The sequence below is a fragment of the Nonomuraea angiospora genome (assembly GCF_014873145.1).
GTDB lineage: Bacteria > Actinomycetota > Actinomycetes > Streptosporangiales > Streptosporangiaceae > Nonomuraea > Nonomuraea angiospora.
Window position 1 is genome coordinate 9947965 of sequence record NZ_JADBEK010000001.1, and the last position, 22271, is coordinate 9970235.

General features: G+C 71.7%; 18 protein-coding genes. 7 read left to right on the forward strand and 11 right to left on the reverse strand.

Annotated elements, in window-relative coordinates; translation table 11 throughout:
• Positions 1 to 7: 7 nt before the first annotated feature.
• From H4W80_RS45955 to H4W80_RS45980, 6 genes are read right to left on the reverse strand one after another with little or no spacing between them, the layout of a single operon-like run.
• Positions 8 to 754 (reverse strand): isocitrate lyase/PEP mutase family protein, encoded by a 747-nt coding sequence (locus H4W80_RS45955; RefSeq protein WP_192790812.1) that lies wholly within the window; start codon positions 752 to 754, stop codon positions 8 to 10.
• Positions 751 to 1518: a cytochrome P450 gene (locus H4W80_RS45960; protein ID WP_192790813.1), complete on the reverse strand. Its 768-nt coding sequence runs from the start codon at positions 1516 to 1518 to the stop codon at positions 751 to 753. The genes H4W80_RS45955 and H4W80_RS45960 overlap by 4 nt, the downstream gene beginning before the upstream one ends.
• Before the next feature lie 51 nt (positions 1519 to 1569).
• Complete coding sequence (locus H4W80_RS45965) at positions 1570 to 2241, reverse strand: DUF998 domain-containing protein (protein ID WP_192790814.1); 672 nt, start codon at positions 2239 to 2241, stop codon at positions 1570 to 1572.
• Positions 2238 to 3455, reverse strand: a complete 1218-nt coding sequence (locus H4W80_RS45970) for a glycosyltransferase (protein ID WP_378525695.1) — start codon at positions 3453 to 3455, stop codon at positions 2238 to 2240. Before H4W80_RS45970 ends, H4W80_RS45965 begins: the two co-directional genes overlap by 4 nt.
• 16 nt (positions 3456 to 3471) lie before the next feature.
• On the reverse strand, positions 3472 to 4305 hold the full coding sequence (locus H4W80_RS45975; RefSeq protein WP_225964026.1) for a DMT family transporter: 834 nt from the start codon (positions 4303 to 4305) through the stop codon (positions 3472 to 3474).
• A gap of 36 nt (positions 4306 to 4341) precedes the next feature.
• Complete coding sequence (locus H4W80_RS45980; RefSeq protein ID WP_192790815.1) at positions 4342 to 4959, reverse strand: DedA family protein; 618 nt, start codon at positions 4957 to 4959, stop codon at positions 4342 to 4344.
• 390 nt (positions 4960 to 5349) lie between these two features.
• Here H4W80_RS45980 and H4W80_RS64025 point away from each other — a divergent pair, with 390 nt between their 5' ends.
• Together H4W80_RS64025 and H4W80_RS45990 are read left to right on the forward strand one after the other, a co-directional pair.
• Positions 5350 to 6549 carry a sensor histidine kinase gene (locus tag H4W80_RS64025; RefSeq protein ID WP_192790816.1) on the forward strand — a complete coding sequence of 400 codons (1200 nt, stop codon included), beginning with the start codon at positions 5350 to 5352 and terminating at the stop codon, positions 6547 to 6549.
• Complete coding sequence (locus H4W80_RS45990; protein WP_192790817.1) at positions 6542 to 7483, forward strand: hypothetical protein; 942 nt, start codon at positions 6542 to 6544, stop codon at positions 7481 to 7483. Before H4W80_RS64025 ends, H4W80_RS45990 begins: the two co-directional genes overlap by 8 nt.
• Here H4W80_RS45990 and H4W80_RS45995 read toward each other — a convergent pair.
• The gene (locus H4W80_RS45995) at positions 7391 to 8032 is read right to left on the reverse strand and encodes a VC0807 family protein (RefSeq protein ID WP_192790818.1); all 642 of its coding nucleotides are present in this window, start codon (positions 8030 to 8032) and stop codon (positions 7391 to 7393) included. The two genes, H4W80_RS45990 and H4W80_RS45995, sit on opposite strands and share 93 nt — an antisense overlap.
• Positions 8033 to 8245: 213 nt before the next feature.
• Positions 8246 to 8893, reverse strand: a complete 648-nt coding sequence (gene leuE, locus H4W80_RS46000; RefSeq protein WP_192790819.1) for a leucine efflux protein LeuE — start codon at positions 8891 to 8893, stop codon at positions 8246 to 8248.
• Between the two features lie 315 nt (positions 8894 to 9208).
• Here leuE and H4W80_RS46005 point away from each other — a divergent pair, with 315 nt between their 5' ends.
• Together H4W80_RS46005 and H4W80_RS46010 are read left to right on the forward strand one after the other, a co-directional pair.
• Positions 9209 to 10600: a cellulase family glycosylhydrolase gene (locus H4W80_RS46005; protein ID WP_225964027.1), complete on the forward strand. Its 1392-nt coding sequence runs from the start codon at positions 9209 to 9211 to the stop codon at positions 10598 to 10600.
• 111 nt (positions 10601 to 10711) lie between these two features.
• On the forward strand, positions 10712 to 13795 hold the full coding sequence (locus tag H4W80_RS46010) for an ATP-binding protein (protein ID WP_192790820.1): 3084 nt from the start codon (positions 10712 to 10714) through the stop codon (positions 13793 to 13795).
• On the opposite strand, the gene H4W80_RS46015 is transcribed toward H4W80_RS46010, so the two are convergent.
• Genes H4W80_RS46015 through H4W80_RS46025 form a run of 3 tightly spaced genes read right to left on the reverse strand, consistent with a single transcriptional unit; the run spans position 13768 to position 17020 of the window.
• The gene (locus H4W80_RS46015) at positions 13768 to 15354 is read right to left on the reverse strand and encodes a CocE/NonD family hydrolase (protein ID WP_192790821.1); all 1587 of its coding nucleotides are present in this window, start codon (positions 15352 to 15354) and stop codon (positions 13768 to 13770) included. The two genes, H4W80_RS46010 and H4W80_RS46015, sit on opposite strands and share 28 nt — an antisense overlap.
• A complete protein-coding gene (locus tag H4W80_RS46020; protein ID WP_192790822.1) occupies positions 15351 to 16112 on the reverse strand; it encodes an ABC transporter permease in 762 nt (253 codons plus the stop codon). Before H4W80_RS46020 ends, H4W80_RS46015 begins: the two co-directional genes overlap by 4 nt.
• The gene (locus tag H4W80_RS46025; RefSeq protein ID WP_192790823.1) at positions 16109 to 17020 is read right to left on the reverse strand and encodes an ATP-binding cassette domain-containing protein; all 912 of its coding nucleotides are present in this window, start codon (positions 17018 to 17020) and stop codon (positions 16109 to 16111) included. The genes H4W80_RS46020 and H4W80_RS46025 overlap by 4 nt, the downstream gene beginning before the upstream one ends.
• A 161-nt stretch (positions 17021 to 17181) precedes the next feature.
• Between H4W80_RS46025 and H4W80_RS46030 the strand changes: the two genes are divergently transcribed.
• The 3 genes from H4W80_RS46030 to H4W80_RS46040 all read left to right on the forward strand — a co-directional run bounded on the left by H4W80_RS46030 (position 17182) and on the right by H4W80_RS46040 (position 22225).
• Entirely contained in the window at positions 17182 to 19011 is a 1830-nt protein-coding gene (locus tag H4W80_RS46030) for a M14 family metallopeptidase (protein ID WP_318787364.1), read from the forward strand.
• Positions 19012 to 19235: 224 nt separating this feature from the next.
• A complete protein-coding gene (locus H4W80_RS46035) occupies positions 19236 to 20813 on the forward strand; it encodes a chitinase (RefSeq protein WP_192790824.1) in 1578 nt (525 codons plus the stop codon).
• Complete coding sequence (locus H4W80_RS46040) at positions 20810 to 22225, forward strand: carbohydrate-binding protein (RefSeq protein ID WP_192790825.1); 1416 nt, start codon at positions 20810 to 20812, stop codon at positions 22223 to 22225. The genes H4W80_RS46035 and H4W80_RS46040 overlap by 4 nt, the downstream gene beginning before the upstream one ends.
• Positions 22226 to 22271 lie beyond the last annotated feature (46 nt).

Sequence of the window (22271 nt, forward strand, 5' to 3'; positions counted from 1 at the left end):
GCGTCGATTATCGCGGTTGCGGCAGCAGCGCGGCGATCTCCGCGTAGGTCGGCAGCGCAGGAGCCTGCCTGCCCTGGGCGGCCGACAGCGCCGCGACCGCCCCGTGGAGCGCGGCCCGGTACAGCAGCGAGCCGGTGCTCACCCTGGCCACGCCGGCCTCGGCGAGCTGGGCGAGCGTGGGGCCGTCCGGCTGGTAGAGGACGTTGAGGGGCAGCGGCGTGCTCGCGGCGACCTCGGCGATCTCGCGCAGCTCGCTCATGCCGGGCACGAAGATCCCGTCGGCGTGGCCGTAGGCGGCCACCCGTTCGCGCGTGTCGCCGGTCTTCAGCCAGTACGTGTCCGTACGGGCGTTGACGAACACGCCGTGGCCCCTGGCCGCCTCGATGATCCGCTGGTGCAGCTCGATCGGGCGCAGCGTGCCGTCGGGGCGGCCGTCCTCCAGGTTGACCCCCGCCACTCCGAGCGCGGCGAGGGCCGCGACCAGGTCGGACACCTCGGCGGGGTCGTCGCTGAAGCCGCCCTCGATGTCGACGGTGACCATGACGCCCAGGTCCTTGATCGACTCGGCCAGCTCGATGGTCTCCGCCCTGGTGGCGCCGGCCGCGTCCGGCTTGCCGTACGCGGCGGCCACGCCGAGGCTGGTCGTGCCGATCGCGGGGAAACCCTCCCGGGCCAGGAGGGCGGCCGAGCCGTAGTCCCAGGCGTTCGGCAGCAGCAGGGGGTCGCCGGGGCGGTGCAGGTCGTGGAAGTTCATGAGCGGCTCAGGTGGAGAAGGGCTTCGAGCACGCCGGCGGCCAGCGCGAGCGCGTAAGCGGGCGCGGGGCAGGGGCGCACGCCGTGGCCGAAGGTCAGATGGGGGGTACGGCCGCGCGAGGGATCGAACCGGTCGGGGTCGGCGAACACGTCAGGGTCGCGGTTGGCCGACACCAGGTCGATGGTCACCTCGTCGCCGGTCCGCGTGTCGAGCCTGCGGGTGGCCTTGAGCGGCGGGTCCTGCCTGAGCGTCTCGTGCAGCAGCGCCTCGGGATCGGCGTTCTCGAAGGCGTGCCCGGGGGCGTGCCCGAGGGCGTTCTCGATGAGCGCCTCCGTGGCGGCGTGCCCCTGCAGCAGCAGGGTGATCTCGGGGATCGGAGCCTGGCCGAGCAGCCGGGCGACGGCGGCGTCGGCCTCCGGGCTCTCCTCGCCGGACAGGTAGCCGGTCGCGGCGGCGGCCACGGCGCTCGTGTCCTTCACGCCCAGCGCGGCGCCGAGCACGGCCGTGGGGACGCCCCGCCAGTCACCGCCCCGCTCCAGCGTCATGGCCCTGGCCGCCGGCCTCAGCTCGGCGGGGTCAAGGGCGGCCAGCCGCTCCTCCAGCAGGCGGCGCCGCCCGGCGTGCGTCTCTCCGGTGCTGAACCTCGACACCTGGGCGCGCAGCCAGGCCAGCGTGCCCTCCTCGGCGTCCTGTCGTACGGGAGGCGGCACGTACCTGGGGTCGGCGAGCACCGCCTCAGCGGCCGCGTGGCGTGTGATGAGCATGGTTCCACGCTAGAACGGCGTCATTTCGTCGCGGGTCGAAGGGTGGGGGCATCAGGCCGCCAGGCGATCGGACCGCTCGGGGCGTTCGGTCGCGGCCGGAACGGCCTGGGTGCGCACGGCGGGCCGCTTCGCGACCGACACCAGCGCCATCGCGACGAGCAGCGCCATCTCGGCCAGCACCACGCCCCGCTCCAGCGGGCCGTAGTAGCCCGCGCCGCCGATCAGCGGCGAGGTGATCGAGGCCGGGTGGGCCGCCAGGTAGAAGGCCAGCATGGCCGCGGAGGTCACGCTCAGGGCCCGGACGGCGTTCCACCGGGGCGCCGCCTCCCGGCCCCTGGCCAGGGTCCAGCCGGCGACCGGCAGCGAGGTGAACACGACGGCCGCCGCCCACCGGTGGATCTCGCCGGTCAGCGAGCCGACCTGCGAGTTGCCGGGGTCCGTGGGGAAGATCGCGCTCATCATCAGCCCCGCCGCCCCCGCCAGGAGCAGCACCCGGGTGGCCGCGGTGCGCGCCGGCTCGCTCGCCGCCAGCCCGTACGCGAGGCACAGGCACGCCCCCGCCAGTGCCAGCATCCCCACGAGGACGGGCACGAGCCCGCCGGAGACCAGGGCGTAGTCGCTGAGCAGCGGCTGCGTCGGCAGGGCGACCTGCGCGTACGCCAGCGCGCACGCGGACACCACCGTGCCGGAGACAGCGCCCCAGGCGCTTTGGACTGGGGTCATCGGGCCACCTCATCGTAGATCTGCTCGAACCGGGCCAGCGACGACCGGTCGTCGTGGGTGAGCGCCAGCTCCCTGCTGGTCTTGCCCAAGCGGGCCCGCAGGTCCTCGTCGGTGAGAATGCTCGTCAGGTGCCTGGACAGGGAGATCACGTCGCCCGGCTGGAACAGGTATCCGTTCTCGTCCACCAGGTGCGGCAGCGCCATCGCGTCGGCGGCCACCACGGGCAGCCCCATGGCCATGGCCTCCAGCGTGGCGATGCTCTGCAGCTCGGCGACGCCCGGCATGGCGAACACGTCGGCGGCGGCGAACGTCTGGGGCATGAGCTCGTCGGGCACGAAGCCGAGGAAGAAGACCCGCTCGCCGACGCCGATGCGGGCGGCCAGCCGCTCCAGTTCGGCCCGCTGGTTGCCGCGGCCGACGAAGACCGCCTGGGCGTCGGTCTGGTTCAGCACGAGCGGCAGGGCGCGGACGATCTCGTCCAGGCGCTTCTCCTCGTCCAGGCGGCCGACGAACAGGATGGTGGGCCTGTCGGGCAGGTCGAACAGCTTGCGCGCCCACGCCTTGGGCTCGGCGCGCGGGTGGAACCTGGTCAGGTCGATCCCGCAGGAGACCGCCTCCACCTCGCGGCCGAAGCCCTGGTCGGCCAGCAGCTTGGCGGCCAGCGGGGTCGGGGTGGTGATGCGGTCGGCGCGGTTGAAGATCCGGCTGAAGTCGCGCCACGCGAGCCGGCCGGCCTTGGCCCGCAGCCGCTCGGGGATGTGGCAGAACTGGAAGAGGTTGTCGGGCATGAAGTGGTTGGTGGCCACGATGGGCACGTCGGCGCGCCGGGCGGCGGCGATGGCGGCCCTGCCGACCACGAAGTGGCCCTGGGCGTGCAGCACGTCGGGGCGGATGTCGGCGATCAGCCGGTCGAGCCTGGCCGGCACCGTGAACCGCATCGAGGGGTGGACCGGTATCGGCGCGGAGCGCAGGCGGTGCACGATCACGTCGTCCACGACGTCGGCGGTGGGCGGGCCCACGTCCGACTGGCAGACCACGTGCACCTCGTTGCCGCGCGCGGCCAGGCCGGTGGCCAGGCGGTGGGTGAAGTAGGCGGCGCCGTTGACGTCCGGCGGGTAGGTGTCGGTCGAGATCAGGATCCGGCGGGGCCGTTCGGGGGCGGGGGCGGGGGCGGTCTCGGCGATCTTGGGGAGAGAGCGCAGGGGCATGGCCATGGAAGTGACTCCGGTTTCACAAAGGGGTGGGGGAATGAGCCGGGGGATTGTTGCGGGACTCCAGCGGGCTGGTGCGGGCCAGCGCGACGGTCCCGGCCGCGGTCAGGAGCGCCGCCGCGACCGGCAGGACGCCGGTCGGCACCGGCTCGCCGAGCAGCAGCGCGCCGAACGCCACCGCGGTCAGCGGGTCGGCGATCTGGAGCGAGGCGAACGAGACGCCGAAGTGCCCGGCCGCGTAGGCCCGCTGGAGCATCACCAGCGCCAGCAGCAGGGGCACCGGCAGCGCCAGCACGTACCACCAGTTCCAGGTGCCGTCCAGCAGCACGCGCATGAGCGTGGCCGTCGCGCCGTAGAGCACGCCCGAGCTGGTGGCGAGCAGGGCGGCCCGGCCCGCCGGTGAGACCGCCCGCGAGGCGGCCCACAGCAGGACCGCCGCGACTCCGGCCACGCCGAGCAGCGTGAGCACCCCGTTCGGGCTGAGGTAGGTGGGACCTTCGGAATCGGGGACGAGCAGGACGAGCCCGACCAGCCCGGCCGCCACCACACCCGCGGCCGCCAGCTCCTTGGGGGAGGGCTTGCGGCCGTGCAGCGTGGCGGCGAGGGGCAGGGCGAACAGCAGGCTCGCCACGCCCATCGGCTGGACGACGGTCAGCGGCCCTAGTCCGAGTGCGACGATGTGCAGGCCACCACCCGTCAGAATGGACGCGCCGCCGAGCAGCCAGCGCGGCTTCCGCAGCAGCGCGAGCAGCCCCGGCTTGGCCGACCCGACTGCCTCGAACTGCTGGAGAGCGGCTCCGAGCGCGAAGAACAGCGAACCGACCAGGGCGATCGCCGCGGCCAGCACAGTCATGCGCACTCCTTTCAGACGGATGGTTGCCAGGTAGGGTCAAACGGACGTGTCCGCCGGAAGACGTTCTGGGGAAGCCTGGATGGCGCGTCGCTTCCTGAGCCATCTCACGAGCTCGACGAGCCCGGTGATGGACACCGCGATGCCCAGGCCGAGGAGCAGGCCCTTGATCGGGTCGTTCTCGAAGGCCATGCCGCCGAAGAAGCCGATCAGCCCCGAGTACACCGCCCACGAGCTCGCCGCGATCGCGTCGAAGAACGTGAACGAGCGCAGCGGATGCCGTACGGCGCCCATGGTCAGCGTGGTCGCGGTGCGCCCGCCGGGGATGTACCTGGCGACCACGAGGACGAGGCCGCCCCGCTCGGCCAGCGTGTCGCGCGCCCAGACGAACGCCTTCTTCTCCCGCAGCCTGCCCGCCGACTTGTTGCCGATCAGGTAGGAGATGTGGTCACCGGCGAAGGCGCCCAGGGCGGCCGCCACGATGACCAGGGCCAGGTTCGTCTCGCCGGAGGCGGCGAACACCGCGGCGGTGATCACTGACGTCTCGGCCGGCACGATCGGGAAGAACCCGTCGAGCAGCGCGAGGCCGAACAGCGCCGCGTATAACCAAGGTGAGGTCATCACCTGCTGGACCAGGTCGAGAATGGCGTGCGACATGAGCGTTGACTCCGATCGTTAGGGCACCCACACAGCGTGTCTGCGTGGCACGGCCGGGGGCATCGGGGATGCCCCGGGTCGAACGCGGACCCATCCCTTACGCGGATCAGGGCCGGTACCCCATGAAGGTAGAAACTCCGCAGGTCACGGCACATCGGACGATCGGCACGCACGGCCCCCTACTTTCGTCGGGGGCCCGGTTCCGACCTCCGGGTGACACCATCGATCAAACCGGTTTCCGCAGGCCGAAACAGGAGTGGAGGTAGGCGCTTTCGGGGTGGGGCTAGCCCTACTGCGACAGGGGCCGCCGCCCTACCCTGACTTTCGTCAGGGTCGCCGCCTGACTTCCGGCGGCACTGGCGGGCGCGGGAGGCGGCTACCGTCGGTGCGGTGAGACGTCTTCGCCGGGAGAGCCGCCGCCAGGTGGTCTACGACCTGCTGCTCTGGGCCGTGCTCGGCATCTTCGTGGCGGCCATGGGCCCTGACCCGTTCGTGGATCCGGCCGCCTTCGCCATGGTGAGCCTGCCCAGGATCGGGCTGGCCACGGTCGCGGTGCTGGTGGGCCGGCGCTGGCCGCTGGCCGCGCTGGTGCTGCTGCTGCCGCTGGGGCCGTGGCAGTTCAGCGAGGGGTTCGCGACCGTGGACCTGAGCTGGCTGCTGCCCAGGCGCAACGTGAAGATCCTGCCGCTGCTGGCCAGCTCGCCGTTCATCATGTGGTACGCCTACCTCACCGGGCGGCGCCTGGCCGTCCTCTGGCCCGCGCCGCTGGCGTTCTGCCTGATCTCGGCCGTCGGCGTGGGCGTGGTGCTGGCCAAGGGCGGCGACCTCGCCCTGTGGGTGTCCATGGTGACTGCGCTGCTCGGCACGTACGTGGTGCCGTACCTGCTGGGGCTGCTCAGGCGCAGGCTGCTGCAGGGGCGCACGCAGGCGAGGCTGGCCGCCGAGGCGCAGGCGCGGCTGCGCGAGCGGGCCCGGATCGCGCGGGAGATGCACGACTCCCTCGGCCACGACCTGGCCCTGATCGCCGTGCGGGCGGCCGGGCTGGAGATGGCCCCGGGGCTGGCCGAGACGCAGGTCAGGGCGGCGGGGGAGCTGCGGCTGGCGGCGGCCGACGCCACGGACCGGCTGCGCCAGATCATCGGGCTGCTACGGGAGGACTCCGACGCGGCGCCGCTGTCACCCGTGAACGAGGACGTGACCGAGCTGGTGCGGCGGGCCAGGGACTCCGGCATGCCGATCACCCTGGACCTGGCGCCGGGGCCGGTGCCCGGCCTGGCGCACGCGGTGATCCAGGAAGGGCTCACGAACGCCGCCAAGCACGCCCCCGGGGCCCCGGTCGGGGTGCGGGTCTCGCCGGAGCGCGTCACCGTGCGCAGCGGCCGGCCGCGCGCCCGGCCCCTCGCGCTGCCCGGCGGGCTGGGGCTGGCGGGCCTGCGCGAGCGCGTCCGGCTGGCCGGGGGCACCTTGACCGCCGGTCCGGTCGGCGACGGCTTCGAGCTGGACGTGAGCATCCCCCGCGCGGGGGAGCGGGATCCCCGCGGCTCGGGAGGGAATCGACGGCCCGCCGGGCGACGCTCGGAGCATGACTGAACGCAGACCGGGGATAGGCCGCGTCACCGCCGCGATCGTCGCGATCGCCGCGATGCTGCCGTACCTCACGCTGAAGGCGCTCTGGCTGACGGGACACCCGGTCGGGGTCGCCGATCCGGCCTTCATGAACGACCCGGCGATGATCGGGCTCAACACGATGACGTTCGGCATGGAGGCCGTCGGGCTGGTGCTGGCGCTGGCGTTCACCACGCGGTGGGGGCGGCGGCTGCCGGCCTGGCTCGTGCTGCTCCCGCTCTGGGTCGGCACCGGACTGCTGGCCGTGGTGATCGTCACGGCGCCGATCATGGTGCTGACCGGGGGACTTGCGGTCTTCGAGACCGGCGGGGCGATCGAGCCGTGGATCTACATGATGGTCTACGGCGGGTTCGTCGCGCAGGGTGCCGGCCTCATGACGGCCTTCGTGCTCTACTCGCGCGACCGGTGGCCGGGCGTTTTCACCACCCGGATCGATCGCGCGTTCGCCAGCCCGACCCGGTCGTTCCAGACGGTCGTGGCCTGGGGCGCGCTACTGGTGGCCGGGCCGATCGGCGCGGTCAAGCTCGCCGGTGGCCTGCAGGACCGCGTCGAGGGCCTGCTGGCCGTCGCCGGGGCCGTCGCGCTCGTGGTGGCGGTCCGGCGGCGCGGGCGCGGCCCGTTCTGGGCGCCGCTGGTGGCGGCCTGGCTCGGCTCCGGCTCGCTGTTCAGCGGCGGCCTCTACGCGATGATCATCAGCTCCGTACGGGCGCCGCTCGGCGCGCCGGGGGCGGAGCTGGCCGAGCTGTTCGGCATGCTGGCGGGGCTGGTCATGGGGATGTGCGGGGCGTTCCTGCTGGCCGAACGGTCAGGTGTGGGCGACGTTCAGCCGGCGGAGCACCCGCTTGAAGGCGAAGATGGAGAACGCGATCGCCAGCCCGCTGATCACGGCCACCGCTGACGTCCGCAGCACCATGAACCCGCCGAGCGACCCGGCCACGTACTCGTGGACGGCCAGAGCGATGCTGAGCGTCGAGTTCATGAGCAGCACGAACGCCCACAGCAGCGTGATCCTGGCGAAGAACCTGCGGACCCGCTCGTGCTTGAGCACCGCCGACGGCAGATGGATGTAGTCGAGCGTGAGCTTCTGCACGAGCGGCCGGTTGAGCCGGACGGAGGCGAGGAACGCGATGCTGATGCAGATCGTGCCCATCTCCGGCTGGATGAAGAACCACATCCACGTGCCGGTCCAGAACGCCACGAGGGCGCGGACCGTGATCGCGAACGCGGCCAGGAACATGGTCGCGGGCACCTTGACCCGCCTGATCAGCCGCCACCCCACCCCGATGTAGACCCAGGCGACGGTGGCGATGAGCGCGCCCTTGAACCCCAGGACCATCATGGCCAGGTAGAACACCGCCAGCGGCGCCACGACGCCTTCGAGCAGCCGGGGGGCCGCCTGCCGGGCGAGTGCGGTCAGGCGTGGAAGGTGGACCGGGGGATGGTTCAAGGCTGCTCCGCAGATAGGCCGACGATCAGCGTCTACCCGGGCTTCGGGGGACAAGGCTTGCCAGATGGACCGCTCGCCGTAACCAGCGCGGCATCAGCCGCGTCCCGGGAAGCACGCCGGTGGCTTACCGTACCCGAGGAGAGGTGATGCGACTGCCTCTTTTGACGCGTTCCATCTGATTCCACGAAAACAGCGAGGTCTTACGGCAGGCTTTCAACTGAGTGACGAGGTGGCGAGCTTCGCGCCGAATCCGAGGAACAGGACGCCGACTCCGGAGGTCAGACCGGCGCTGAGCTTCCTGCGCCGGCGGAACTGGTTGGCCAGGAAGGTCCCGCCGAAGATCAGCGCCGTCAGATAGAGGAAGCTGAACACCTGGATCACCGCGCCCAGGATGAGGAACGACAGCGCGGGATTGGCGTAGCCCGGGTCGACGAACGCGATGAAGAACGAGACGAAGAAGAGGATGGCCTTCGGGTTCAGCAGGCTGATCAGCAGGGCCTTGCGGAACGGGTGCGGCTGGCGTTCCAGCTTGACCTGCGGCTTCTCCTCCTTGGTCGCCTTCCTCGATCGCCAGGCGCCCCTGATCATCTGGAAGCCCATCCACGCCAGGTAGCCGGCGCCCGCGTACTTGACGATCGTGAAGAGCAGCGGGTTGGAGCGGAGCAGGGACGCGGCGCCGGCGGCGGCCAGGAACATCAGCACGGTGTCGCCGATGAAGACGCCCGCCGCGGCCCGGTAGCCCTGGCGGACGCCGTTCTGGGCGGCGAAGCTGAGTACGTACAGGGAGTTGGGGCCGGGCAGCAGGATGATCAGCAAGGCGCCGATGGCGTAGGCCCAGAAATCGGTGATGCCGAAGAACATGACGTCTCACTCCAGGGGGGAGGACCAACCGCACATCACGATATCTCGCATCGCGCGTTTGGGCTTTACCCTCAATACCTATTTGTTTACTATGGAATGCAGGTGGGCTCGCTGATGCGCTGGGGCTGGCGGCGCTGCTGTCCGTGGGTTCGCCGATCGAGATGGGCGCGGTTCGCGCGGCTAGGGGTGGCCGCGTGGACCGCGCCCTTTGACTGTTCGCGTCAATTTGGGTCTTGTCCTCCGGTGGAGGTCCGATCTACGCTCCCCATACTCGTTAGTAAGGTTTCCTAATGAACGAGTGAGGAGCTCACCCCCATGCATCGATCCGTGCGGCTCGCCGCCATCGGCGCGATCGTCGCCGCCTCCTTGCAAGCAGCCCCAGCCCAGGCCGCGACCACGTACGAGGCCGAGAACGCCACCGTCTCCCAGGGCGTCGTCGAGTCGAACCACGCCGGCTACAGCGGCACCGGGTTCGTCAACTACGACAACACCACCGGCTCGTACGTCGAGTTCGCCGTGGACGCCGCCACCGCCGGCCCCGCCACCCTCACCCTGAGGTACGCCAACGGCACCACCGTGAACCGTCCGATGACCATCGCCGTGAACGGCACCGCCACCACCAGGGACTTCCCCGGCACCGGCGCGTGGACCACCTGGCAGGAGGCCACGCTCACCACCACGCTCAACGCCGGGACCAACACCGTCCGCGCCACCGCCACCACCGCCAACGGCGGCCCGAACCTCGACCGCCTCGTCCTCGGCACGCCCTCCAGCGCCGGCACGCCCGTCCAGGCCAACGGGCAACTGCAGGTGTGCGGGGTCAGGCTCTGCAACCAGAACGGCAAGCAGATCCAGCTGCGCGGGATGAGCAGCCACGGCCTGCAGTGGTACTCCCAGTGCCTCAACACCGCCTCCCTGGACGCGCTGGCCAACGACTGGAAGGCCGACGTCCTGCGCATCTCCATGTACATCCAGGAGGACGGTTACGAGACCAACCCCCGGCTGTTCACCGACCGGGTGCACAACCTGATCGAGCAGGCCACCGCCCGCGGCATGTACGCCATCGTCGACTGGCACATGCTCGACCCGGGCGACCCCAACTACAACCTGTCGCGGGCCAAGACGTTCTTCACCGAGATCGCCCAGCGGCACAACGGCAAGAACAACCTGCTCTACGAGATCGCCAACGAGCCCAACGGCGTCTCCTGGTCCACCATCAGGAACTACGCCAACCAGCTCATCCCGGTGATCAGGCAGTACGACCCGGAGACCCCGATCCTGGTCGGCACCCGCGCCTGGTCGTCGCTGGGCGTCTCCGACGGGGCGACCGAGTCCGAGATCGTCAACAACCCGGTCAGCGCCACCAACATCATGTACACGTTCCACTTCTACGCGGCCTCTCATGGCAGCGAGTACCTCAACACGCTGTCCAGGGCCGCCGACCGGATCCCGATCTTCGTCACGGAGTTCGGCACCCAGACGGCCTCCGGGGACGGGTCGAACAACTTCACGCGGTCGCAGCAGTACCTCGATCTGCTGGCCCAGAAGAAGATCAGCTGGGTGAACTGGAACTACTCGGACGACTTCCGCTCGGGCGCCGTCTTCACCGAGGGCACCTGCCCGAACGGCTCCTTCTCCGGCACCTCCCGCCTCAAGCCCGCCGGGGTCTGGGTCCGCGACCGCATCCGCACCCCTGACGACTTCTGACCCGCGCCCGTCCAGCCAGGGTCCTCCCCGGACCCTGGCTGTCCCCTTCTCCGGGCGCTTGGGGCGTGCGGCCGGGCGCGGGGTGGTGGGGGGCAGGGCAGGATGTGACATGTGCGGATTTGCATTCTCGGGCCGCTGGAGGTCGAGGGCGACGGGGGACCGATCGCGGTCGGTGGGTTCCGGCTGCGGGCGCTCCTGGCCGTGCTGGCGCTCGAAGCCGGCCGTACCGTCACGGCCGAGCGGCTGATCGACGCCCTCTGGCCGGACGCCCCGCCCGCCAACGCGGCCAACGCCCTCCAGACCCTGGTCAGGCGGCTGCGGGTGGCGCTTCGCCCGTACGAGGTGGTGGAGAGCAGGCCGGGCGGTTACACGCTGGCCGTGGCCCCCGACGACGTGGACGCCCTGCGGTTCCGGCGGACGGCCGCGCAGGGGGCCGGAAAAGGGGAGGGCCTGGAGCTCTGGCGGGGGCCCGCGCTGGCCGACCTGACCTCCGTGCCGCTCCTGGCGAACGCGGCCGCCGCCCTGGAGCAGGACCGGCTCTCCGCCGTCGAGGCCCGCGCCGAGGCCGGGCTGGCGGCGGGCGCGCCGGTCGATCTGACGTCGGAGGTCGCCGCGCACCCGCTGCGCGAGCGGCTGGGCGCGCTCGCCATGCGGGCCCTGGCCGCGCAGGGGCGGCAGGCGGAGGCGCTGGAGCTGTTCGAGCGCACCCGCCGCACGCTCGCCGACGAGCTCGGCGTCGATCCCGGGCCCGAGCTGCGCGCCGCCCATCTGGCCGTCCTGTCGGGAGACGTCCCGGTACGTCCCGCGCCCCCGACGGCCCGGGTCAGGCAGCGGGGCAACGTACGGACCCCGCGCACCAGCTTCATCGGCCGCGAGGCCGAGCTGGACCAGCTGGGCACCCTCCTCGGCCGGGCCAGGATCGTCACGCTCGTCGGCCCCGGCGGCGCGGGCAAGACCCGGCTGGCCACGGAGGTGGCGCTCCGGTCGGCCGAGGCGGTCTGGATGGTCGAGCTGGCCCCGGTCAGCGACCCGGCCGACGTCCCGGGCGCCGTGCTCGACGCGCTCGGCCTGCGTGGCGACCGCCCGCCGTACCGGCTGCCCGCCGAGGGGGGCGGCCCGGTGGAGCAGGTGGCCGAGGCCCTCGCGGGCCGCCCGGCGCTGCTCGTCCTGGACAACTGCGAGCACCTCGTCGACGCCGCCGCCGAGCTGGCCGAGCGGCTGCTGACGGAGTGCCAGGACCTGAGGGTGCTGGCCACCAGCAGGGAGCCGCTCAACCTGCCGGGCGAGCACCTCGCCCCCGTCCCGCCGCTGGAGCCGCCGCCCGTGGGGGCGAGCGCCGAGCAGGCGGGGGCCTACCCGTCGGTCCGGCTGCTGCTCGACCGGGCCGGGGCCGCGCGGCCGGGGTTCGCCGTGGACGGCGGGAACGTGGCCTCGGTGGTGGCGCTCTGCCGCAGGCTGGACGGCATGCCGCTGGCCATCGAGCTGGCCGCGGCCCGGTTGCGCACCATGACGCCGAGGCAGCTCGCCGACCGCATCGACGACCGGTTCAAGCTGCTCACCGGCGGCAGCAGGACCGCGCTGCCGCGCCAGCAGACGCTCAGAGCGGTCGTGGAGTGGAGCTGGGAGCTCCTGGGCGAGCAGGAACGGGTGCTGGCCAGGCGGCTGGGCGTGTTCGCGGGCGGCGCGACGCTGGAGGCCGTCGAGGCGGTCTGCGGGGGAGCGGCGGACGTGCTGGGCGCGCTGGCCGACAAGTCGCTGGTCCAGGTCTCGGCCGAGGGCCGCTACTCGATGCTGGAGACCATTCGCGCCTACGCGCTCGAACGGCTGGCGGAGGCGGGCGAGGTCGACGAGTACCGGCGGCGGCATGCGGCGTACCTGCTGGAGCTGGCCGAACGGGCGGTGCCCGAACTGCGGACGGCCGCGCAGACCGCCTGGATCGAGCGGCTGTCCCAGGAGCGCGACGACTTCGCCGCGGCGCTGCGCTACGTCATCGACGAGCGGGACGCCGGGTCGGCGCTGCGGCTGTGCGCGGCGCTGAACTGGTACTGGTGGATGACCGGCTACCGGAAGGAGGGCGCGACCTGGGCCACGCAGGTGATGGAGCTGGTGGGCGACGACCCGCCCGCCGGGCTGACCGCGGCGTACACGGCGTGCATGTTCGCGTACGGCGTGGACAAGTTCGGCACGATCGTCAACGACCGGCCCGCCATGCTGGCGCTGTCGGAGCTGATGGACCGGCTGATCGAGCGGGCCGAGCGGGAGGGGCCGCTGCATCCGATGATCAAGCTCAGCAGGGCCGTCATGGCCGCCGCCGCGGGGGAGGACGACCGCGCCGCCGGCCTGATCGAGCAGTACATCGAGAGCGACGATCTCTGGTTGTCCAGCTCCGCCCTCATGGTCGGCGGCCGGCTGCGCAGCGAGGAGCGGCTGGAGCGGTCGGTGGCCGGGTTCAGGCAGCTCGGGGACCGGTGGGGGTTGAGCGAGGCGCTGCTGGGCCTGGCCGAGATGCGGGCCGCCAGGGGAGCGCCGGCGGACGACCTGATCGCCGAGACCTGGTCGCTGACCAGCCGTTGGGTCGGGTCGGACGAGGCGATCTCGACGCTGCTCAGGCTGGCGGAGCTGCGGCTGCGGACCGGCGACCTGGACGGCGCGCGGGATGACCTGGACAGGGCCAGGGCCAGCATCGACGGGGAGACGACGGCGTACACGCGGCTGCTGCTCGGCCTGGCCGAGGCCGCGCACGCCTGCCACCTCGGCGACCTGGACCGGGGCCTGGAGATCTACCGCGGGCTGTTCCCCCTGCTCGACGAGGCCCCGCCGATGGTGCAGCTGGCCGCCGCGCTCAGGACCGCTTATGGCCGGGCGCTGGCGCGCGGCGGCGACCTGGACGCCGGGCTCGAACAGCACCGCCTGGCCCTCGAAGTGCTCGGCACGAGCAGCCCGGACCGGCCGCTGCTGTCGCAGGTGCTGGCCGGGTTCGCGCTGGCCGCGCAGGTCGAGGGCGACCAGGAGCGGGCGGCCGTGCTGTTCGGGGCGTCGGCGGCGGTCGAGCCGCACGACGTCTCGCCCGACACCCTGGAGGGCGCCCGGACGGCCAGGGCCGCGCTCGGTGACGAGCACTACGACGAGTGCTTCGCCAAGGGCGCGGCCATGTCCAGGCAGGAGGTCTACGGGATGGTCGGCAGCACGACGTAGGAGGGACCGTGCAGCGTGGTGGTGCCCTTGTCGAGATTGCGCCCGAATCGGGGGAAGTTCGAGCCCGCCACGTCGATCCTGATCCGGTGTCCGGGCAGGAAGGCGTTCGAGATCGCCCCCAGCCGTACGGTCACCTCGCGCACCTCGCCGGGCACCAGGCCCGTCAGCCTGGCGACGCCGTCGGTCAGCAGCTCGGCCCGCCCGTCGGGGTGGACGTCGATGAGCTTGGCCGTGACGTCGGCGCTCGCGGCGGTCGAGGAGACCCGCGCGACCAGCTCGACCGGGCCGCTCACCTCCACCCGCTCGGTGAGAGGCGCCGTCCGGTGGCGCAGGACGTCGCCGCGCCCGTCGAGCGGCCGCTGGTCGAGCGGGCCGAACGCCTCGAACGTCATGACCGCCCCGCCGAGCGTCGGCACCGGGTCGCCGGGGTCGCTGACGAACTCCGCCGCCCCGCCCTCCCCGGGCGTCACGCTGAGCCCGCCGTCGAAGCCCAGGTGGTACGGCACGGGCCTGGCCCGCCGGATGGGCCAGTCGTCCTCCTCGCGCCACGCGTCGTCGCCCATCACGAAGATCTTCACCTTCGCCCGGTCGCGCAGGGGCGCCCCGCGCAGCCAGTGGCCGAACCAGTCGAGGTGCACCCCGGTCCAGTCGATCGCCTCCTGGCTCGCCTGGTCGCCGTAGTCGCGCCCGCAGATGTCCCGCTCGTGCGTGAAGTGCGTCCACGGGCCCACGACCAGCCGGGACTCGCCGCCCAGCCACTCGAAGTGCTCGATGGAGCCGTCGCGGAAGTAGTCGTACCAGCCGGTGCTGACCAGCGCGGGCACCTCGATGTCGGCGTGCCGGACGATCCCGCCCCGCCAGAGCGGGTCGAGGGGGTCGGGGGTGTCCATCCACGCCGAGTAGAAGGGCACCAGGTCGGCCAGCAGCGGCTGGTCGCTGAGCGGCAGCCGCTCCGCCAGCTCCCGCAGGCGCTCGTCGATCCCGTGGGGCAGGCCGATGGCCGCCAGGTACCGGCCCTTGTCCTCCTCCGTGGCCGTGCCGAGCGCGATGCGGCGGTCCAGCTCGTCCACGGCCAGCACCATCGCGCTGACGGTGAGGATGATGTTGAGGTTGGGGACACCGCCCGGCTGGTAGACGCACTCGTACAGGCCGGCGGGGGAGACGTGCGGCGCGATGGCCTTCAGGCCCTCGGGGCGCTCCTGGGCCGCGAGAAGCTGCGTGATGGCCAGGTACGAGTCCCCATACATCCCGACATTTCCGTCGGACCAGGGCGCGGTCGCCGCCCACCGGACCGCGTCGTAGCCGTCGGCCGCCTCCCCGCTGATGAACCGGAGCTCGCCCTGCGAGGCGCCGGTGCCGCGGACGTCCTGGATGGCCACCGCGTACCCGGCCGCCACCAGGCGGGGCACGTCGAGGTGGTACCCGGGACCCGTGGCGGCCCGGCCGTACGGGGTGCGCGACAGCAGCACGGGGAAGCGGCCATCCTCGGCCGGCCGCCACAGCGTCGCCACCAGCTCGGCGCCGTCCCGGGTGGTCATGGTCTCAGTGGTCTCGATCATCGGACTCTCCTGTTGTAAGCACGAAGGGCAAGAGGGGCGAAGAGGACGAGCAGGGCGGCGGTCCAGCCGAGCGTGATCCACACGTCGGAGGCGTGCGGGCCGCCGGTCAGCAGCCCGCGCAGGGCGCCGGCCAGGTGGGAGACGGGGTTGACGCCCATCCACCAGCTCAGCCAGCCGGGCATGTCGGTGGCGGGGACGAAGGCGCTGCTGCCGAACGTGAGCGGCAGCAGAACGGCCGTCGCCATCCCCTGCATGGACGTGACGGACTTGGCGATCAGCCCGATCCAGGCCGAGCCCCAGCTCAGCGCCATGGCCAGCAGCAGCACGAGCCCGAGCCCGGCCAGCGCGCTCAGCGGGCCGGTCGTGACGCGGAAGCCGACGGCGTACCCGACGACCATGGACATCACGACGGTGATCAGCAGCGTGAGCAGGTCCGCCAGGATGCGGCCCGTCAACGGCGCGGACCTGGCGATCGGCATGGTCCTGAACCGGTCGAACACGCCGTTGCCGATGTCGGTGGCCAGGTTCATGCCGGTGGTGATCGTCGACATCAGCGCCACCTGGACGAGCACGCCGGGCAGCATGTACGCCACCGCGTCCGCCCGGTCGCCGCCGGCCGCCCCGCCGAACAGGTACACGAAGATGACGATCATGAAAACGGGCTGGAAGAGCAGGCCGAAGAGCTGGCCTGGCTGGTTCTTCAGGGGGATCAGGCTGCGCCAGGCCAGCGTGAGGCCCTGGGAGAGCGCGGTGGTCATCGGGGGTCTCCGGTCAGGGTGAGGAAGACGTCGTCGAGGGAGGGCAGGCGCAGGGCGTGCTCGGCGAGCACGATGCCCGCGTCGTCCAGGTCCCTGAGCAGCACGGGCGGCACCTTGAGGTCGTGCACCGGCACGCTGACGACGCCGTCGGCGGCCTTCGCGCCGAGGATGGTCTCGGCCTTCTCCAGGTCGGCGGCGCGCAGCGGCCGCACGTCGAGCCGGTGGCCGCCCGCCAGCGCCTTGAGCTCCGCGGGCGTGCCGGACGCGGCGACCCGCCCCCGGTCGATGACCAGCAGGTCGTCGGCGAGCTGGTCGGCCTCCTCCAGATACTGCGTGGTCAGCAGCACGGTCACGCCGTCGGCGGTCAGCTCCCTGACCACGTCCCACAGCTCGCCGCGGGCATGGGGGTCCAGGCCGGTGGTCGGCTCGTCGAGGAACAGGATCCGCGGGCGGCTGACCAGGCTGACGGCCAGGTCGAGGCGGCGGCGCATGCCGCCCGAGTAGCCGCTCGCCGCGCGCCCGGCCGCCTCCTCCAGGCCGAAGCGGGCCAGCAGCTCGCTGGCCCTGGCCCTGGCCGCCGGCCGTGACAGGCCGAGCAGGCGGCCCACCAGCAGCAGGTTCTGGGTGCCGGTGAGCTTCTCGTCCACCGAGGCGTACTGGCCGGTCAGGCCGATCAGCTCGCGGACCTTCGCGGCCTGGCGGGTGACGTCGTACCCGCCGACCAGGGCGCGGCCGGCGTCGGGGCGGGCCAGGGTGGCCAGGACGCGTACCGCCGTGGTCTTGCCCGCGCCGTTCGGGCCCAGGACGCCGAGCACGGAGCCGGTCCGCGCCGCCAGGTCGACGCCGTCGAGCGCGCTCTTGTCGCCGTACCTCTTGACGAGCCCTTCGGCTTCGATCGCGTACTTCATGTCTCGGAGGATGTCCGGGCCCGCTGGCATCCTCCTGGCATCGACCTGTCAGGGGGATGGTGCATGTCCGTAACTTTGGGCCTTTCCTCCGTCAGGCAACGTCTTCACTCTCGGGTCAGGCGCCGGACACCATCCGATCCCCAGCGCCCGAGGAGGACGAGGTGCGACACCGATTACTCATCCTGCTGGCAGCCCTCAGCCTGATCAGCCTGACCGGCATGACAGGGGCGGGCGCCGCGGCGGAACCCCCTGCGAACAAGCAGTACCGCGTGCAGGGCCCGGCGGACTCGCGGCAGCGCAGCGCCGTCGCGGCCACCGGAGCGGCCATCGAGGAGGTGGCCAAGGACTCGGTCCTGGTCACGGCCACGGAAGCCGAGGTCTCCGCCATCAGGCGGCTCGGCTACCGGGTGGCGGAGGTGCCGCGCCCGACATCCCCGTCCGGCGTCGGGACGCTTGACTTCCCGCCGGCGGACTCCGGCTACCACAACTACGCGGAGATGAACGCGGACATCAACGCCCTGGTCGCGGCCCATCCGAACATCGTCAGCCAGTCGAGCTTCGGCACCTCGTACGAGGGCCGGGCGCTGCCCCTGATCAAGATCAGCGACAACGTGGGCACGGACGAGAACGAGCCCGAGGTGCTCTTCACCGCCCACCAGCACGCCCGCGAGCACCTGACGGTCGAGATGGCGCTGTACATCATGCACCTGCTGGCCGACAACTACGGCACCGACGCCCGGATCACCAACCTGGTCAACACCAGAGAGATCTGGATCATGCCGGACCTCAACCCGGACGGCGGCGAGTACGACATCGCCACCGGCTCCTACCGCTCCTGGCGCAAGAACCGGCAGCCGAACTCCGGCTCGTCGGCCGTCGGCACCGACCTGAACCGCAACTGGGCCTACCAGTGGGGCTGCTGCGGCGGCTCGTCGGGTTCGACGTCGAGTGAGACGTACCGGGGCGCGAGCGCCGAATCGGCCCCCGAGATCAAGGCGGCGGCCAACTGGGTGCGCAGCCGGGTCGTCGGCGGCGTGCAGCAGATCAAGACCAACCTCGACTGGCACACCTACAGCGAGCTGGTCCTGTGGCCCTACGGCTACACCCTCAGCGACACCGCGCCCGGCCTGACCCAGGACGACCGGGACGCGCACGCCACGCTCGGCCAGAACCTGGCCTCCACCAACGGTTACACGCCGGAGCAGGCCAGCGACCTCTACATCACGGACGGGACCATCGACGACTGGATGTGGGGCGCCTACAAGATCTTCAGCTTCACGTTCGAGATGTACCCGACCGGCGCGAACCCCGGCTTCTACCCGCCGGACGAGCAGATCGTCCCGCAGACCACCCGCAACCGGGAGGCCGTGCTCCGCTTCCTCGAATACTCCGACTGCGTCTACCGGATCATCGGCAAGGAGTCCCAGTACTGCGGCACCGGCAACCCGCCGCTGACCGTCTACTCCGACACCTTCGAGACCGCCACGGGCTGGACGGCCAACCCGGCGGGCACCGACACCGCGACCCTGGGCCAGTGGGAGCGCGGCGACCCCGAGGCCACCAGCTCCAGCGGCGCCAAGCAGCTCGGCACCACGGTCAGCGGCACGAACGACCTGGTCACGGGCCGCCTGGCGGGCTCGGCGGCCGGTGACCAGGACATCGACGGCGGCGTCACCTCGATCCAGTCGCCGCCCATCACGCTGCCGTCCACGGGCGCGCTGAACCTGTCGTTCTCGTGGTACCTGGCGCACGGCTCGAACGCCTCCAGCGCCGACTACTTCCGGGTCCGCGTGGTGGGCAACACCACCACGACGGTCCTGAACCAGGCGGGCGCGGCGTCCAACCGCAACGGCGCCTGGGCAACCGCGACGGCCGGCCTGAACGCGTTCGCGGGCCAGACGGTCCGCATCCTCATCGACGCCGCCGACGCCTCGGGCGCCTCCCTGGTGGAGGCCGGCGTGGACGACGTCAGGATCACCCAGCAGCCGTAGACCGCAGCACCGCTCCGCCGTACAAGATCCCCTGTCTTGTACGGCGGAGTCTTGTTTGGGTCTTGTAAGCATCCGGTGTCAAGGCTACGATCGCGCCAAATACTTAGGAAAGTTTCCTATAAGTAATCGGATCCGAGTCAGCACCTCCTTGCCCGTGCCGTACGGCTTGCGCTCTCACCCCCCGGTGCAAGCCGTACGGCACGCCACCCCCGAAGGAAGAACTCGTGAGACCTCGCGCGATCCTCCTGGCACTCTCCACCCTCGCACTGACCCTGTACGCCCTCCCGGCCCAAGCCGCCCCTCTCGCCCCCGGAGCCACCGCGACCTTCGTCAAGGTCTCCGACTGGGGCTCCGGATTCGAGGGCAAGGTCACCGTCACCAACGGCACCACCACGGCCATGAACGGCTGGAACGTCCAGTTCGACGTCCCGGCCGGCTACTCGATCCCCTCCGCGTGGGACGCGGTCATGTCCCGCAGCGGGCAGCACTACACCTTCACCAACCCGAGCTGGGCCTCCCCCCTCGCGCCCGGGGCCAGCGCGAGCTTCGGCTTCAACGGCAGCCCCGGCAACTTCCCCGGCATCACCGGCTGCACGCTGAACGGAGCCTCGTGCGGCGGCTCGACGGCCGGGGCCCCGGGCCGGCCGGGCGCCGCCTCGGCCACCGCGACCGGCAGCGCCATCTCCCTCACCTGGGGGGCGTCCTCGGGCACGGTGACCGGCTACCGCGTCTACGAGGGCGCCGCAGTCAAGGCCACGGTCACGGGCACCTCGGCCACGATCGGCGGGCTCGGCTCCTGCGAGACCCACACCTACACCGTCAAGGCGTACAACTCCGTCGGGGAGTCGGACGCCGGCGACCCGGTCACCGCCACCACCAGCGGCTGCACCGGGGGCGGCGGGACGCTGCCCAAGCACTTCCTCACCGGCTACTGGCACAACTTCGCCAACGCCGCGGCCGAGCTCAAGCTGTCGGCCGTGCCCGGCGAGTACGACCTGATCGCCATCGCGTTCGGCGAGGCCACCGCCACCGCGGGCGAGGTCACGTTCGGGATCGACCCCGGGCTGGCCTCGGCGGTCGGCGGCTACACCGACGCCCAGTTCAAGACCGACGTGCAGGCCCTGCACCAGCGGGGCAAGAAGGTCATCCTGTCCGTGGGCGGTGAGGCCGGGCGCGTGCAGGTGGCGAGCGCCGCCGCCGCGACGAAGTTCGCCGACTCGGTGTACGCGCTGATGCAGTCCTACGGCTTCGACGGCGTGGACATCGACCTGGAGAACGGCCTCAACGCCACCTACATGGCCCAGGCGCTGCGGGCGCTGCGCGCGAAGGCGGGCTCCGGGCTGATCATCACGATGGCCCCGCAGACCATCGACATGCAGTCCACCGGGGCGGAGTACTTCAAGCTCGCCCTGAGCATCAAGGACATCCTCACGGTCGTCCACACGCAGTACTACAACTCCGGGTCCATGCTCGGCTGCGACCAGGCGCAGGCGTACGGGCAGGGCTCGGTGAACTTCATGACCGCCCTCGCCTGCATCCAGCTCGAGAACGGCCTGCGCCCCGACCAGGTGGCGCTGGGCCTGCCGGCCGGGCCGGGCGCGGCGGGCGGCGGCGTCGTCTCTCCCTCCCTCGTCAACCAGGCGCTCGACTGCCTGGCCAAGCGCACCGGCTGCGGGACCTTCGTGCCACCGCGCGCCTACCCGGACATCAGGGGCGCGATGACCTGGTCCATCAACTGGGACGCGAGCAACAACTGGTCCTTCTCCAAGACCGTCAAGCCCCACCTCCAGGGAATGCCATGAAATTTCGCAGCAAACTCATCGCATTACTCGCCGGGATCGCCCTCGCGCTGACCGGCGCCGGATTCACGACCGCCGCGCCCGCCGCGTACGGGGCCGTGCAGCAGCAGTTGGCCGCCGCCTGGGCCCCGTGGACCTCGTACGCCATCGGCGCGGTCGTCACCTACAACGGCGTCGACTACGTGTGCATCCAGGCCCACACCTCGCAGCCCGGCTGGGAGCCGCCCAACGTGCCGGCCCTCTGGAAGGTCGGCTCGGGCGGCGGCAACCCCGGCGCCCCCGGGCAGCCCGGCGCGGTCAACACGTCCGTGACGAACTCCAGCATCTCGCTGAGCTGGGGCGCCTCGTCCGGCACCGTGACCGGCTACCGCGTGTACGAGGGCTCGACGCAGCGGGCCCAGGTCACCGGCACCAGCGCGACCGTCTCCGGGCTCGGCACGTGCACGACGCACACCTACACGGTGAAGGCGTACAACTCGGCGGGAGAGTCGGCCGGCCGTGACGCGACCGCCACCACCAGCGGCTGCACCGGCGGCGGCGGGACGAAGATGCCCGGCGCCCCCTACCTCTACATGGGCTGGGGCGACCCGCCGAACCCCGGCACCGTGATGGACGCGACCGGCGTCAAGTCGTTCACGATGGCGTTCATCCTGTCCAGCGGCGGCTGCACTCCGGCGTGGGACGGCAACCGCCCGCTGACCGGCGGCGCCGACCAGCAGGCCATCAACACGATCAAGTCGAAGGGCGGCAGCGTCCAGATCTCCTTCGGCGGCTGGCAGGGCAACAAGCTCGGTCCCAACTGCTCCACGCCGCAGGCGTTCGCGAACGCGGTGCAGCAGGTCATCAACGCCGTCGGCCCCGCCGTCGTGGACTTCGACATCGAGAACACCGACGAGTTCGAGAACTACACCGTCCAGGACCGCATCCTGAACGGGATCAAGATCATCAAGCAGAACAACCCGAACGTCAAGGCCGTGGTCACCTTCGGCACCTCCAAGACCGGCCCCACCGCGCCCGGCGTTCGGCTCATCAACCAGGCCAAGGCGCTCGGCGTGCCGATCGACAACTACACGATCATGCCGTTCGACTTCGGCGGCTCGAACATGTACCAGGACACCGTCAACGCCTCCGAGGGCCTGAAGAACGCGCTGAAGAGCGCGTTCGGGTGGAGCGACGCCCAGGCGTACGCGCACATGGGCATCTCGGGCATGAACGGCCTGTCCGACCAGCAGGAGACGACCTCCCCGTCCACGTGGACGCAGATCCGCGACTGGGCCAAGTCCCATGGCCTGACCAGGCTCGCCTACTGGGCCGTCAACCGTGACCGCCCCTGCCCGGGCGGCGGCGTGGTCTCCAACTGCAGCGGCATCTCCCAGTCCAACTGGGAGTTCACCCGCATCACCGCCGGATTCTGACCCGCCGAGCGGCCCGCCCCCCGCGCCGGGGCGGGCCGCGCGTGGA